This is a genomic window from Pseudosporangium ferrugineum, from assembly GCF_003002065.1.
GTDB lineage: Bacteria > Actinomycetota > Actinomycetes > Mycobacteriales > Micromonosporaceae > Actinoplanes > Actinoplanes ferrugineus_A.
Window position 1 is genome coordinate 454,715 of record NZ_PVZG01000001.1, and the last position, 14,539, is coordinate 469,253.

Consider the following 14,539-nt stretch of genomic DNA (forward strand, 5'->3'; position numbering starts at 1 on the left):
CACCCGGGCGGGAATCAGTCGACGATGCGCGGCGCGGTCCTCGCGGCCTCCTTCAGCGCCGCCGCCGCACCGGAGTACGGGTTGTAGGTGTACGACCGGGACAGCGTCCCCGGCACGGTGAAGTACTCGGCGGCGAGCTTCGCGGGATCGGTGGCGATCTCGCCCCGGCCGGGCAGGTCGTCGCCGTCGTCCCAGCCCCACGGCGCGTTCGCGGAGTTGGTGCCGCACGAGAACGTGCCGACGCCGCAGCCGCCCGAGGTGTCCCCGGCGAAGGTGCCGAGGCCGGCGAACAGGTTCGCGTTGTCCCGCTCGGCCCACAGCCCGCCCGCGGCGAAGATGTCGACGAGGGCGTACTGCACGTCGCGGTCGTTGGTGCCGGACGGCGTCTCCGCGGTGGTGGACGGGTAGTAGACGACGCCGTCGCCGTCGATGGTGTACTGCGGGTACGCCTTCAGCCCGTGCCCGCCCCGCTCCTGCGCGGTCACCGGGTGCGCGAACGAGTCGTACGGCGAGGACTGCGTCTGCAGCGTCCCGTCGATCGTCTCGCGCCCGTTCGTCCAGCTGCTGCCGGCCGGCACGTACGAGTAGAAGTTGGTGTGCGCGACCGTGACGGCCCCGCGCAGCACGCCGTAGTCGGTGCCGTTCTTCTCGACCGCCAGGGTGACCCCCTCGCCGTCGTTCTCGTGCTCGGTCTCGAAGAACGGGTGGTCGATCCAGTCCCGCGGGTGGAAGAAGAAGTACGTGAGGTACCAGTGGCTGCCGGTCTCCACGACCGAGTAGTAGACGTGCGCGGCGAAGGACGCCCCCGGCTGGCCGGCGTTGTCCCAGTTGTTGCGCCCGTTGAGGTCACCGTCGAAGTCGACCCTGGTGAGGTAGTCCGACCTGCCGCCGAGCGCGTGGCTGCCGGTGGCGTCGACGTCCTGGTAGTGGATGGGGGCCCAGCGCAGTGCCAGCTGGGCCCGGCTGACCGCCGCGTGCGCCGGTGCCGGCGTCATCAGGCCGGCGGAGACGAGCGCCGCGGCCAGCACGGCCGCGATCCTGCCCTTGACGGACATGTGTTCTCCCGCGATCGAAGAGATAGATCGCGGGCAATCTATGAGATCAATGACGCCGTGTACATGACCGCTGGACGAAGAGTGGGTGGAGCCCGGCCGACAAATCCGCCGCGGCCGCCGCGCCGTGGTCCTTGCGCACCAGGTGCAGGCACAGCTCCAGGCCGCCGCGGCTGTCCGCGGCGGTCAGCACCGGGTCGTCGTCGACGAACCGGACCCCGGCCGCCACCCGTACGCGGGGGAAGCGCCGGGCGAAGAACGGCTGCTGGCCGTCGCGCACCGCGACCCGCCGGCCGTCGAGCACCCCGGTGGCGGCGAGGCTGCCGACGGCCGGCCCGGAGGCCACCACCCGGCAGCCCCGCCCGACCGCCGCCCGCAGCCGGGCCGCGAGCCCGGGAACGAGGCATCCGGCCGGGGCGACGGCCACCACGTCCGCCTCCTCCACCGCCCGCGTCAGGCGGAACAGCGGGCCGGTGAAGACCGCGCGGTAGACGCCGAGGTGCGCGGGCGGGGCGGCCGGCGGTGCCAGCAGGGCCACGGCCGTGGTCATGCCCCGTACCGCCGGCTCTCCGGCGGGCCGAGGTAGCTGTACTTCACGCCGCCGGTGTCCACGACGAGCCGTTGCAGGATCACCGTCGGGTCGACCGTACGGAAGACCAGCGTGTGCCGTCCCGGCCGGTCGATGACGTGGGTGGTCGTGGTGACGGTGACGTTGTCGGAGGTGTTGCGCTCCCACTGCCGGTTCATCGTGGTGTCGTTGGCGCCGGTCGCCGCGATGACGTCGACCGTCTGCGCGGGCTGGTCGTCGACCGAGATCGCGTAGCGCAGCCCCGGCACCGGCAGGGTGCCGTTGCGCGGCGACAGCACCGCGGAGACCCGGACCGGGCCGGTGGTGGTCAGGGTCATCGCGTACTCGAGCCGGGAGCCGGGCCCGCTCAGCGCCGTCAGGCCGTCGCCGGTCTTGCCGATGCGGGGCAGCACCCGCCAGTCGCCGACCTTGCGGGTGTAGTGCGGCGCCTCCATGGCGACGTACCCGTTGGCCTCGACGAAGCCGTACGGCCGCAGCACCGGCTTGCGCACCGGCGCCTCCACGACCACCGTGCGTCCCGCCCCGGTCACCGTGATCGGCACCCGGGTCACCCCGGCCGGGGCCCGCGACCAGTCGACGCGGACGGTGGCCCGGACCTGCCCGGTGACCCGCCCGGCGGCCGGGGTGATCCGGACCCACGGCCGGGCCGCGCTGATCCGGTACGCGAACGGCGCCGCACCCGTGTTGAACACGTCGAGGTACTGCGCCTCCTGCGCCTGGTACGGGCTGAACTCCGGCAGCACCCGCGGGTCCCCGCCGTCGAGCGCCACGCCCATCCCCGCCGCGGCCGGCACCTCCACCCGCTTCAGGTACGGGTAGATCTCGTCGGGCAGCGCCACGTTGTCCTTCTCCGGCTGCTGCCAGGGGGCGTTGGGGCCGTACCGCTCCACGTTGCCGTACCCGATCTTGGGTTGCAGCTGCCAGTTCCGCCATTTGCCGCCGGCGAGCCCGGTGTTGTAATACGCGCTCATCGCCTGGTCCTCGGCGAAGCGTTCCTCCGCCTCGCGGGCCAGCTCGTTGGCCACGGCGCGGCCCTGGGCGGCGTACAGGATGTTGGTGAACTCGGCGCGGCGCAGCGCGTACAGGTTGGCCGTGGCCTTCACCTGATAGAAGACGAGCTGGTAGAAGGCGTCCTGCCAGGCGGCGGGCACCCGGGCGCGGAGCCGGTCGGCGCGCGCGCCGAGGGCCTGCCACTGGGCGGTGACCCGGTCCAGCTCGCCGTAGTCGGTGAGGCTGAACGGGCTGGCCTGGTCGTCGTAGCGGATCTCCCGGGTGGTGGGGTCGAGGGTGATCCGGCGGTTGAGCAGCTCCGGCTTGCGGCGCGACTGGAGGTAGCCGTAGTCGCCGAGCAGGTCCGCGATCGCCGGCGCCAGCTCGGCCCCGAAGTTCTGCGCCGCGTAGCCGCGCTCCCACTCCCCGATCCCGTGCAGCGGGATCGCGGCCGGGTTCCAGGCGTAGTCGAGGAAGAACTGCGTCGGTTCCTCCTCGTTCTTCAGGTCACCCACGTTGACCATCCAGAGCCGGTCGATCCCCGACGTGTACGCCCGGTGCAACTGCTCCCAGGTGTTGGTGAGGTTGACCGTGTCGACCCACTTGTAGTTGCGGCCGCCGCCGACGTAGTCGAAGTGGTAGTACATGCCGTACCCGCCGCCGCGCGGGGGCAGCGACGCGTCCGGGAACTTGCGCATGTTGCCCCAGTTGTCGTCGCAGAACACGACCGTGACGTCGTCCGGCGGGCGGTATCCCTGGTCCCAGTAACGCTGCACCTCCTTGTAGAGGGTCTGCACCTGCGGGGCGCCGATCAGCCCGGTGTCGCGCAGGATCTGCCGCTGGGTGTCGATGATCGAGCTCATCAGGTCGATGCCGTCGCCGTCGGGCAGGCTCACGTCGCCGTTGCCGCGCATGCCGAGCGTGACGACCCCCTCGATCCTCTCCCGCGCCATCCGTTCCGCGCCGTCCCGCCAGTACGCCTTGATCGCGTCGGGGTTGCGCCGGAAGCTCCACTCCCCTGTGCCGGTGGGGTGCCGGTTCCACTCCTCGATGCCGCGCATCATCGGCGCCTCGTGCGAGGTGCCCATGACGACGCCGTAGAAGGAGGCGGTGGCGTGGTTCTGCGGGTCGTCCTCCGCGAACGCGCGCCCCCACACGGCCGGCCACAGGTAGTTGGCGCGCAGCCGCAGCATGGTCTCGAAGACCTTGGCGTAGTACGCCGCGTTCAGCCCGTTCGGGTAGCCGGGGGCCTTGCCCGGCCCGAAGTACCCCGGCGCCCACGTGCCGGTCGCCGGGTTCTCGTCGTTGATGAAGAAGCCCCGGTACTTCACCGCGGGCGTGCCCTGGGTGTGCCGCCCGGGCAGGGCGTAGAGCGCGTCGTGGTGGCGTACCGGCACGTCGTCCCAGAAGTGCCACGGGCTCACGCCGATCCGCTTCGACAGGTCGTACGCGCCGTAGATCGTGCCGCGCTGGTCGCTGCCGGCGATCACGAACGCCCGGCGTACGCCCGGCAGCGGGTGGTCCACGATCTGCTCGACCGTGGTCTCCCACCTGCCGGCGAGGCCCCGCACGTCGAGCCGGCCCGCCGCGACCATCCGGTCGATGAGCGGGCTCTTGCCGACGGTGCCCAGGATGATCGGGTCGCGTCCGGCGGGCGCGCTGCCGGGCAGGACGCCGGTCACCGTACGGAGGTCGGCGCGCAGGTCGTCGGCGACCCGGATGACGCCGGCGTGGTCGCCCGGGTCGACCACGACCGGGGCGGCCCGGCCGCGCTCGGCGATCGGGAACCGTCCGGGCCCCGGGTGGGTGGACACGTAGCCGTCGGTCCGGCCGGCCGCGACGACCGGGGCCGCGGCCGCCGGGGGCGCCACCAGCAGGGGCAGCGCGAGCGCGGCGAGGGCGAGCAGCGGCCTCATGACGCGTGCCCGCGGAAGAAGCGCAGCGGGACGGCAGCCGCCATGACCGCCATGCCGGTGTCGTTGGGATGCAGGTGGTCCCCGCTGTCGTACGCCGGGTTCAGCCGCAGGGGCTGGGCCGGGTCCCGCATGACCGCGTCGAAGTCGGCGATGCCGTCGTACTCGCCGCCCTCCCGGATCCAGCGGTTGACCTCGCGGCGCTTGCGCTCGTTCTCCGGGCTGAAGAAGCCGAACGTGTCGCCCTGGCAGGGCAGGATCGTGCCGCCGTGGACCCGCATCCCGGCCTGGCGGGCGCGGGCGATGAGCTGGCGGTGGCCGCCGATCAGGTCGGCCGCCGTGACCGTCTCGGAGGCCGGCGCGGTGGTGCCCGGATGGCCCAGGTCGTTGATGCCGAGCAGCACGATCAGGTGCCGCGCGCCGGGCTGGGCGAGCACGTCGCGGTCGAAGCGGCGCAGGCCGCTCTGCCCGAAGTACGCCGCGTACGCCACGGCATCGCTGCCGGCGGGCGGATCGGGGTCGTGCAGCAGCCGGTTGCCCGAGACGCCGAGGTTGACCACCCCGCGGTCGAGCCCGGCCCCGCGCAGCCGGGCGGCGAGCAGGTCGGGCCACCGATGGTTCGCGTTGGTCCGCGTGTTGGCCCCGTTCGTGATCGAGTCGCCGAACGCCACGATCGCCGGCGCGTGGCGGCGCACGCTGACGCCGGAGAGGAACAGGTTCTGGGTCACGGTGGCGACCGGGGTGAGCCGGGCGGCGGCGGTGACGTTGCCGTCCGCCACCACGTTCTCCTGGAACGCGAAGGCGGCGAGCGTGGTGACCGGCGTGGGCCCCGGCAGGTAGATGCTCACCGTCAGGTCCGACCCGTCCGGTACGCGCAGCGCCACCGGGTCGCTGACCATCGGCGCCCCCGCCGGCACGGTCACCGCGCCGCGCCCGCCGAAGGTGACCCGCCGGTCGGTGCCGGGCACGGTCGTGGTGGCGGCTCCGGAGCCGAGCCGCCGCGCGACCCGGACCTCGCCGACGACCAGCGGCGCGGTGCCGAACTCGTTGGTGAGGCGCACCCGCAACCGGTCCCCGCCGAGGCTGAGGTGCACGACGTGCCGGACGGTCCGCGCGGACAGGACGGTGGGGTCGCCGGGCGGGACGGTGGTGGGCACCGCCGCCCAGCTGCCGGTCCAGCCCTCACCGGGCGTCTCGTGGGCGTCGGCGGCGCCCGGGGTGGCGGCGACGCCGGCCGCACCCGCGGCTCCGGCGGCGAGGGCGAGGATCGTCCGGCGGGAATGACGGCCACCGGTGACGGGCGCGGACATGCGGCCTCCTTGAGCGGCGGAACGCTCGGAAGTTTCGGAAATCGCCTGGCAACTTCCCGCAACATAGACGTCCATCCAAGTCCGGTCAAGGCCGCCCCCGACCTGCGATGCAGCGTCCTTGATCAGCGATTCCAGCCCGTCATTGGTCCACTTTGTTGCCCGTTGACCATCGCCACTTTCCTGGCCTATGTTCCGGGCACGTAACGGAAAGTCTCGTAACTTTCGGAGCCACCGCCCGTGAGGACATCAACGATGATCAAGACTCCGACGGCGTTCCCCACCGTCATCCGCCGCGACGACCCCCGCCCGGCCGGGAGGTGACCATGGACGACAACCGGCGCGTCACCATCTCCACGATCGCGCGGGCGGCCGGGGTGTCCGTACCGACCGTCTCGCGGGTCCTCAACGGGCACTCCGACGTGTCGGCCCAGACCCGCGCCCGGGTCGAGCAGCTGCTCCAGCAGCACGGGTACCGGCGTCGCAACTCCCGGCAGCAGAACGGGCGCACCGGCCTGGTCGACCTCGTCTTCAACGACCTCGACAGCCCCTGGGCGGTGGAACTGCTGCGCGGCGTCGAGGAGGTCGCGCACGCGTGCGGGGTGGGCACCGTCGTCTCGGCGGTGCACCGGCGCCCGCTCGCCACCCGGCAGTGGCTGCAGAACCTGCGGGTCCGCTCCTCGGCCGGGGTCATCTTCGTCAACTCCGAGCTGACCGCGACCGTCTCCACCGAGCTGACCCGCCTCGGCATCCCGGTGGTGGTCGTCGACCCGGTGGGCAACTCCGACGCCGGGGTGCCGACCATCGGGGCCACCAACTGGGCCGGCGGGCTCAGCGCCACCGAGCACCTGGCCCGGCTGGGGCACCGCCGGATCGGCTTCATCGCCGGACCGCGGCACGTGATGTGCAGCCGGGCCCGGTTCGACGGCTACCGCGCCGGGCTCGAGGCGGCCGGCCTGCGGATCGACGAGGACCTGATCCGGCAGGGCGACTTCTACCACGAGTCCGGGTACGTCCGCGGCGCCGAGCTGCTGGCCCGCCCCGACCCGCCGACCGCCATCTTCACCGCCAGCGACCAGATGGCCTTCGGCGTGTACGAGGCGGCGCGCCGCCGGGGCCTGCGGGTGCCCGACGACGTCAGCGTGATCGGCTTCGACGACCTGCCGGAATCCCGCTGGTCGTCACCCCCGCTGACGACCGTGCGCCAGCCGCTCGCCGAGATGGGAGGTCTCGCTGCGAGGACAGTCTTGCGACTCGCCCAAGGTGAACGGGTGAATGCCCCTAGGGTGGAACTGTCAACGGAGTTGGTCCTGCGTGACAGCACCGCGGTTTTCCGAAAGTTACGGGCGCGGACCGACGCCTGACAGAGACCTGAACGTGACCTGGCCGCAATGCCGCATGGGAGCGATCCCACCCGTGCTGGCGTCGCGTTTTATGTTCCGGGAGGAAGGCCTTTGAGACCCTTGACACACCACCCTTGAAACCCTACGTTAACGAGAAATCTCGATAACTTACGAGCTTCTCTCGAAACTTCCGGTGGCAGGGAACGGCCCGCCGCGGCATCGCGGCACTCGAGTATGGAGACAAGCGTGGAGCGCAGCATGATATCCCGTCGGAACTTCCTCAACCTGGGCGTCGGAGCGGGCGCCGCCGCGGCGCTCGCCGCGTGCGGCAGTGAAGGACCGGGCACCTCCGGGGGCGGCAGCAAGGCCGGATCGGCCAGCTACTGGTTCCTGACCGGTCAGCCCGGCGAGGGCATCCGCCAGCACGCGGTGGACCGGTTCAACCAGGCGAACCCGGACGCCAAGATCACGGCGACGACGTTCCAGAACGACGCGTACAAGACCCGGATCAAGACCGCCATCGGCGCCGGCCAGGCCCCCACCATCATCTGGGGCTGGGGCGGCGGCGGCCTCAAGAGCTACGTCGAGGCCGGTCAGGTCGAGGACCTGACCGACTGGTTCGGCCAGAACGCCGCGGTCAAGGACCGGCTCTTCCCGACCGCGTTCGGCCCCGCCACGATCAACGGCAAGATCTACGCGATGCCGGCCGAGACCGTCGCGCCGATCGTCCTGTACTACAACAAGGAGGTCTTCGAGAAGAACGGCGCCAAGGCGCCGGAGACCTGGGACGACGTGATGAACCTGGTCACCCTGTTCAACGGCAAGGGCATCGCGCCCTTCTCTCTGGGCGGCCAGTCGCGGTGGACGAACATGATGTGGATGGAGTTCCTCTTCGACCGCATCGGCGGCAGCGAGGTCTTCCAGGCCATCTTCGAGGGCAAGGCCAACGCCTGGTCGCACCCGGCCGCCAAGGAGGCCCTGACCAAGCTGCGCCAGCTCATCGACGCCGACGGCTTCGTCAAGGGCTACGCCACGATCACCGCCGACTCCAACGCCGACCAGGCCCTGCTCTACCGTGGCCGGGCCGCGATGATGCTGCACGGCGCCTGGACCTACGGCAGCATGTCCAACGACGGCGGCGACTTCGTGAAGTCCGGCAAGCTCGGCTACATGAACTTCCCGGTCGTCACGGGCGGCAAGGGCGACCCGAGCAGCACGGTCGGCAACCCCGGCCAGTACTACTCGATCTCCTCCAAGGCCACCGCCGAGCAGAAGGAGACCGCGAAGAAGTTCTTCAAGGACACCGTGCTCAACGACGCCGAGGTCAAGGAATGGATCGACTCGGGCAACATCCCGATCGTCAAGGGCACTGAGTCGTCGTTCGCCTCCTCGAAGGACGCCGACTTCCTGAAGTTCATCTACGACACGTCCGCCAACGCGAAGAACTTCGCGCAGTCCTGGGACCAGGCGCTCAGCCCGACCGCGGCCGAGGCCCTCCTGGACAACATCGCCAAGTTCTTCCAGAAGTCCGGCGGCATCAGCCCGGACCAGTTCATCACGAACATGAACGGGGTCATCGGCAAATGACGGCGCTTGCTCCGCCCCCGGTAGGGGTGCGGCCCACCACGAACGGCGGGCGGAGCAACGCTCCCGTCGCCTGGATGGCGGTGCCGGCCCTCGCGATGTTCCTCGCGTTCGGGGTCGTCCCGCTGCTGGGCGTGCTGTTCCTCAGTTTCACCACCTGGGACGGCATCGGTGAGATCCAGCCCTCCGGCCTGACCAGCTGGCGGTCGGTCCTGTCGGACCCCGGCCTGCCGCACGCCCTCTGGGTGACGTTCCTGATCATGGCCCTCTCCTGGCTGGCGCAGACCCCCCTGAGCCTGCTGATCGGCGTCTTCCTCGCCGGCCGGCAGCGCTACCGCGAGTTCCTGGCGATCCTGTACTTCATCCCGCTGCTGCTCAGCTCGGCCGCGCTGGCGATCACCTTCAAGGCGCTGCTCGACCCGAACTTCGGTCTCGGCGAGGGCCTCGGCATCGAGCTGCTCCGGCAGGACTGGCTCGGTGAGAGCAAGCTCGCCATGGGCGTCGTGATCTTCGTGGTCTCCTGGCAGTTCATCCCGTTCCACTCGCTGATCTACCAGGGCGGCGTACGCCAGATCCCCACGTCGATGTACGAGGCGGCGGAGATCGACGGCGCGGGCCGGCTGCGCAAGTTCTTCAGCATCACCCTGCCGCAGCTCAAGTACACGATCATCACGTCGTCGACGCTGATGGTGGTCGGTTCGCTGACGTTCTTCGACCTCATCTTCGTCCTCACCGCCGGCGGCCCCGGCGATGCCACCCGGGCGCTGGCGCTCGACATGTACAAGCGCGGCTTCCAGGCCAACCTGATGGGACCGGCCAGCGTGATCGCGGTGATCCTGGTCCTGGTCGGGCTCGGCCTCGCCCTGCTGCTCCGGCGGCTCGGCGGGCGGGGCGACGAGAGCCAGCTGGAAGGGGCCTGAGATGGCGACGCTGACGACACACGCCCGCACCGCCGATCCGTCGCCGGAACCGGAGGCGACCCTCCGCCGCGGGTCCCGGCGCTGGACCCAGCGCAACTGGATCGGCGGGTCGTTCGGCTGGGTCTGGCTGCTGATCGTGATGGTGCCGATCTACTGGATCGTCATCACCAGCTTCAAGACCTCGAGCAACTACTTCTCGCAGAACCCGATGGTCCCGCCGAGCGAGCCGACGCTCGAGAACTACCGGCTGGTGATCGAGTCCGACTTCGCCCGGTACTTCCTCAACACGACGATCGTCACCGTGGGTGCGGTCATCCCGGCGGTGGTCATCTCGTTCATGGCCTCGTACGCGATCGTGCGCGGCACCGGGCAGCGGTTCCTGCGCTACACCAACTCGCTGTTCCTGATGGGCCTGGCCATCCCGCTGCAAGCGGTGATCATCCCGGTGTACCTGATCATCATCCGGCTGAAGATGTACGACACGCTGGGTGCGATCATCCTGCCCTCGATCGCGTTCGCCATCCCGCTGTCGGTGCTGGTGCTCACCAACTTCATCCGCGACGTGCCGAAGGAGCTCTTCGAGTCGATGCGGATGGACGGTGCCACCGAGTGGCGCACGCTGTGGTCCCTGGCGTTCCCGCTCACCCGGCCGGCCCTGATGACGGTGACGATCTACCAGGGCCTGCTCACCTGGAACAACTTCCTGCTGCCGCTGGTGCTCACCCAGAGCCCGACGCAGCGGACGCTGCCGCTGGCCCTCTGGAGCTTCCAGGGCCAGTACAGCGTCAACGTGCCGGCGGTGCTGGCGTCCGTGGTGCTGACGGCCCTGCCGATCCTGCTCATGTACGCGATCGGCCGACGCCAGCTGCTCAGCGGTCTCACCGCGGGCTTCGGCAAGTAGGACCACCCCGCCGCGCCGGGGGCAGTCGGGTTAAGGCGCGGCAGGGTGGAGCAGGCGACGACGCGAGCGGGCCGTCCGAGGGGCGTTCACGGCCCGCTCGCGTGCGTCAGGGTGAAGGAACGGAAGCCGGGCGGTGCGCGGTGCTGTCGCCGCCGTCCGACGCGGACGCCGGGGCGTCGCCGTGGTCGTCGAGCATCGTGGACTCGTCGAACGGGTCCTGGCCGGCCAGCACGGTCAGCGCCCGCTCCCGGTCGAACTCGCGGGTCCAGGTGCCGATCAGCACCGTGGCGACCGCGTTGCCGGCGAAGTTGGTCAGCGCCCGCGCCTCGGACATGAAGCGGTCGATGCCGACGATCAGGCCGACCCCGTCGAGCAGCTCCGGACGGTGGCTCTGCAGGCCGCCCGCCAGCGTCGCCAGGCCGGCGCCGGTGACGCCCGCGGCGCCCTTCGACGCCACGACCATGAAGAGCAGCAGCGAGATCTGCTCCCCGACGGACAGCGGGTCGCCCATGGCCTCGGCGATGAACAGCGACGCCATGGTCAGGTAGATGGCCGTACCGTCGAGGTTGAAGGAGTAGCCCGTCGGCACCGTGATGCCGACGACCGGCTTGCTCACCCCGAAGTGCTCCATCTTGGCGATGAGGCGCGGCAGCGCCGACTCCGACGACGACGTCGAGACGATCAGCAGGAACTCCCGGCCGAGGTAGCGCAGCAGGGACAGGATGTTGATCCGGGCGACGGCCCAGAGCAGCACCCCGAGCACCACGAAGACGAAGATCGCGCAGGTGGCGTAGAAGCCGAGCATGATCTGCGCCAGGCTCTTCAGCGCGTCGACGCCGGTCGCGCCGACCACCGCCGCGATCGCGCCGAACGCGCCGATCGGGGCGAGCCACATGATCATCGCCAGCACCTTGAAGACCAGCCGCTGGATGACGGCGACGGCCCGCAGCACGGGCTCGCCGCGCCGGCCCATCGACTGGCACGCGAAGCCGACCAGCAGCGCCACCAGCAGCGTCTGGAGCACCTCACCGTCGGTGAGCGCCGAGAGCAGCGAGGTCGGGATGATGCCCAGCAGGAAGTCGGCCGTACCCTCGGACGCCGTGTCGCCGACCGCGCCCTGCCCGGCCTTCGCCACCTCCGCGCTGAGGTCCAGGCCCGAGCCCGGGTGGACGAGGTTGCCGACCACCAGGCCGATGGCGAGCGCCACGGTGGACATGGCGAGGAAGTAGCCGAGGGCGAGGCCGCCGACCTTGCCGACCTTGGCGGCCTGGCTGATCGAGCCGACGCCCAGCACGATGGTGCAGAAGATGACCGGGCTGATCATCATGCGGATGAGGTTGACGAAGCCCGAACCGATCGGCTTGAGCTCGACGGCGAAGTCCGGGAAAAGGAAACCGACGGCGATGCCGAGCAGGACGGCGACGATCACCGCCAGATAGAGGTAGTGCGTGCGGTCCCGCCTGGGCGGCGGGACGGTCTCGGTGTCCATGCCGCAGACTGTGGTCTGCGTCTCATCGGCAGGCACCATTGCGTTCATTCTGTTCACCGGGAGGAAACGCGGCGGGGCCCGCCGGAAACACTGGCTGTCCGAGGGGAGAATCATGAGCCGGCGCTGGAGCATCGCGGGCCAGCTGTTCGCGTTGCAGGTGCTGGTCGTGACGCTGCTGGTCGCGAGCGGTACGGCCGGCGCGTTCCTGCTCGCCCGCCGCGACGCGCGCCACGCCGCGATCGAGGAGGTGACGGGGGTGGCCCAGGCCATCGCACGCTCCCCCGCGACCGCCGCCGCGCTGGACGCCCCGGACCCGTCGGCGGTGCTCCAGCCGTACGCGGAGGCCACCCGCACGGCGACCGGCACGGACTTCATCGTGGTGATGGCACCCGACCGCACCCGGTACACCCATCCCCGGCCCGAGCTGATCGGCCAGAAGTTCGCCGGCTCGATCGCGGGCGCGCTCGCCGGCGGTACGGTCGTCGAGCAGTACCGCGGGAGCCTCGGCGAATCCGTGCGCACGGTCGTCCCGGTGCGCGCCGGCGACGGCCGGATCGTCGGGCTGGTGTCGGTCGGCATCACCACCGACTCGATCAACCGCGGCCTGCTGCGCCAGATGCCGGCGGTGGCCGCGGCGACGGCGGTCGCGCTGCTGCTGGCCGCGGCCGGGGCGTGGCTGCTGAGCCGGCGGCTCCGGCGTCAGACGCACGGCCTCGGACCGGCCGAGATGACCCGCATGTACGAGTACTACGACGCGGTCCTGCACTCGGTGCGCGAGGGACTCGTGGTGGTCGACCGGGACGGCAAGGTGGCGCTGATCAACGACGAGGGGCGGCGGCTGCTCGGCGTGCCCGAGGACGCCCCGGCCGACGGCCCCGCCGCCGCGCTGGACCTGCCGCCGGAGGCCGCCGAGCTGATCGCCTCGCGCCGCTCCACCGTGGACGAGCCGGTCCTGGCCGGCGACCGGGTCCTGGTCGCCAGCCAGCGCGAGACCCGCTTCGAGGGCCGCGCGCTGGGCACCGTCCTGACACTGCGCGACCACACCGAGCTACGCGCGCTGACCGGCGAGCTCGATTCGGTACGCGGCCTCACCCAGGCGCTGCAGGCGCAGGCGCACGAGGCCGCCAACCGGCTGCACACCGTGCTGACCATGGTCGAGCTCGGCCGCACCGACGACGCCATCCGCCTCGCCACCGAGGAGCTCGCCCTGGCCCAGGAGCTCACCGACCAGGTGGTCGGCGCCCTGCACGAACCGGCCCTGGCGGCGCTGCTGCTCGGCAAGTCCGCGCAGGCCAGCGAGCGCGGCGTGGAACTCACCGTCGACGACGACTCCCGGGTCGACGGCGAGCCGGTGCCGGTGCGCGACCTGCTCACCGTGGTCGGCAACCTGGTCGACAACGCCCTGGAAGCCGTCGCGGACGCCGGGCCGCCGCGCCGGGTCCGCGTCCTGGTCCGGCAGGAGGACACCGAGGTGCTGGTCAAGGTCACCGACACCGGTCCGGGGCTGACCCCGGACCAGGCCGCCGCCGCCTTCCGGCGCGGCTGGACCACCAAGCACGGCGAGGGGCGCGGCGTCGGCCTGTCCCTGGTCCGGCAGGTGGCCGAACGGTACGGCGGCAGCTACGCCGTCACCCCGGCCGCCGCCACGGGCGGTGCGGTGCTGACCGTACGCCTGCCGGTGCCGTCATGACCGCCATCCGGGTGCTCGTGGTCGACGACGAGCCGCTGATCGCCGAGGCGCACCGGGCGTACACGGAGAAGGTCGGGGGTTTCGAGGTCGCCGGGGTGGCCCACACGGCCCGCGACGCGATGGCGGCGCTGCGCGCCGGCTCGGTGGACCTCGTGCTGCTGGACCTGAACCTGCCCGACAAGCACGGGCTGGAGATCGCCCGGGCCCTGCGCGCGGCGGGCAGCGGCACCGACGTGCTCGCGGTGACCTCGGCCCGCGACATCACCATGGTCCGCCAGGCGGTGGCCCTCGGCGTCACCCACTACCTGCTGAAGCCGTTCACGTTCGCGGCGTTCCGCGACAAGCTCGACCGCTACGCCCGCTACCGCAGCCAGTTCCTCGGCGCCGTCGAGGTGGCGGCGCAGCACGAGATCGACCGGGTCATCTCGACCCTGCGCGCGACCCCGCAGGACGCCCTTCCCAAGGGCCTCGACGCGCACACCCTCGACCTGGTGCTCGCCGCCCTGCGCGAGACGGACGCCCCGGCGGGCCTGTCGGCGGCCGAGGTGGCGGCCCGGATCGGGGCGTCCCGGGTCACGGCGCGGCGCTACCTCGAGCACCTGGCGGACTCGGGACGGGTGCTGCGCAGCCCCCGCTACGGCGGCCCGGGCCGGCCGGAGGTCGGATACCGCCCCGCGCACGGCTGACGTTCACCCTGACGTGCGGGATCAGGCCGCAGGTTCGACAGGCCCGCGAACGGCAAAATCCCAGAGGGTGCCGGG

General features: G+C 71.4%; 11 protein-coding genes. 6 read left to right on the forward strand and 5 right to left on the reverse strand.

What is annotated here, in order from left to right:
• Nucleotides 1–14: 14 nt before the first annotated feature.
• Genes CLV70_RS01985 through CLV70_RS02000 form a run of 4 tightly spaced genes read right to left on the reverse strand, consistent with a single transcriptional unit; the run spans nt 15 to nt 5,854 of the window.
• Complete coding sequence (locus tag CLV70_RS01985; protein WP_106124563.1) at nt 15–1,055, reverse strand: hypothetical protein; 1,041 nt, start codon at nt 1,053–1,055, stop codon at nt 15–17.
• A gap of 46 nt (nt 1,056–1,101) precedes the next feature.
• Nucleotides 1,102–1,602, reverse strand: a complete 501-nt coding sequence (locus CLV70_RS01990; RefSeq protein ID WP_106124564.1) for a helix-turn-helix domain-containing protein — start codon at nt 1,600–1,602, stop codon at nt 1,102–1,104.
• Nucleotides 1,599–4,547 (reverse strand): glycosyl hydrolase 115 family protein, encoded by a 2,949-nt coding sequence (locus tag CLV70_RS01995; protein ID WP_106124565.1) that lies wholly within the window; start codon nt 4,545–4,547, stop codon nt 1,599–1,601. Before CLV70_RS01995 ends, CLV70_RS01990 begins: the two co-directional genes overlap by 4 nt.
• Complete coding sequence (locus tag CLV70_RS02000; protein WP_106124566.1) at nt 4,544–5,854, reverse strand: SGNH/GDSL hydrolase family protein; 1,311 nt, start codon at nt 5,852–5,854, stop codon at nt 4,544–4,546. The genes CLV70_RS01995 and CLV70_RS02000 overlap by 4 nt, the downstream gene beginning before the upstream one ends.
• 317 nt (nt 5,855–6,171) lie before the next feature.
• On the opposite strand from CLV70_RS02000, the gene CLV70_RS02005 reads away from it, so the two are divergent.
• The 4 genes from CLV70_RS02005 (at nt 6,172) to CLV70_RS02020 (ending at nt 10,599) form a co-directional block, all read left to right on the forward strand.
• Nucleotides 6,172–7,215 (forward strand): LacI family DNA-binding transcriptional regulator, encoded by a 1,044-nt coding sequence (locus CLV70_RS02005; RefSeq protein ID WP_106124567.1) that lies wholly within the window; start codon nt 6,172–6,174, stop codon nt 7,213–7,215.
• 237 nt (nt 7,216–7,452) lie between these two features.
• Nucleotides 7,453–8,781, forward strand: a complete 1,329-nt coding sequence (locus CLV70_RS02010) for an extracellular solute-binding protein (protein WP_245907960.1) — start codon at nt 7,453–7,455, stop codon at nt 8,779–8,781.
• A complete protein-coding gene (locus CLV70_RS02015; protein WP_106124569.1) occupies nt 8,778–9,698 on the forward strand; it encodes a carbohydrate ABC transporter permease in 921 nt (306 codons plus the stop codon). Before CLV70_RS02010 ends, CLV70_RS02015 begins: the two co-directional genes overlap by 4 nt.
• A gap of 1 nt (nt 9,699) precedes the next feature.
• Complete coding sequence (locus tag CLV70_RS02020; RefSeq protein ID WP_106124570.1) at nt 9,700–10,599, forward strand: carbohydrate ABC transporter permease; 900 nt, start codon at nt 9,700–9,702, stop codon at nt 10,597–10,599.
• 106 nt (nt 10,600–10,705) lie between these two features.
• Here CLV70_RS02020 and CLV70_RS02025 read toward each other — a convergent pair whose 3' ends face one another.
• Nucleotides 10,706–12,088 (reverse strand): cation:dicarboxylate symporter family transporter, encoded by a 1,383-nt coding sequence (locus CLV70_RS02025; RefSeq protein ID WP_106124571.1) that lies wholly within the window; start codon nt 12,086–12,088, stop codon nt 10,706–10,708.
• Nucleotides 12,089–12,200: 112 nt separating this feature from the next.
• On the opposite strand from CLV70_RS02025, the gene CLV70_RS02030 reads away from it, so the two are divergent.
• Nucleotides 12,201–13,778 (forward strand): sensor histidine kinase, encoded by a 1,578-nt coding sequence (locus CLV70_RS02030; protein ID WP_106124572.1) that lies wholly within the window; start codon nt 12,201–12,203, stop codon nt 13,776–13,778.
• On the forward strand, nt 13,775–14,464 hold the full coding sequence (locus tag CLV70_RS02035; RefSeq protein ID WP_106124573.1) for a response regulator: 690 nt from the start codon (nt 13,775–13,777) through the stop codon (nt 14,462–14,464). Before CLV70_RS02030 ends, CLV70_RS02035 begins: the two co-directional genes overlap by 4 nt.
• Nucleotides 14,465–14,539 lie beyond the last annotated feature (75 nt).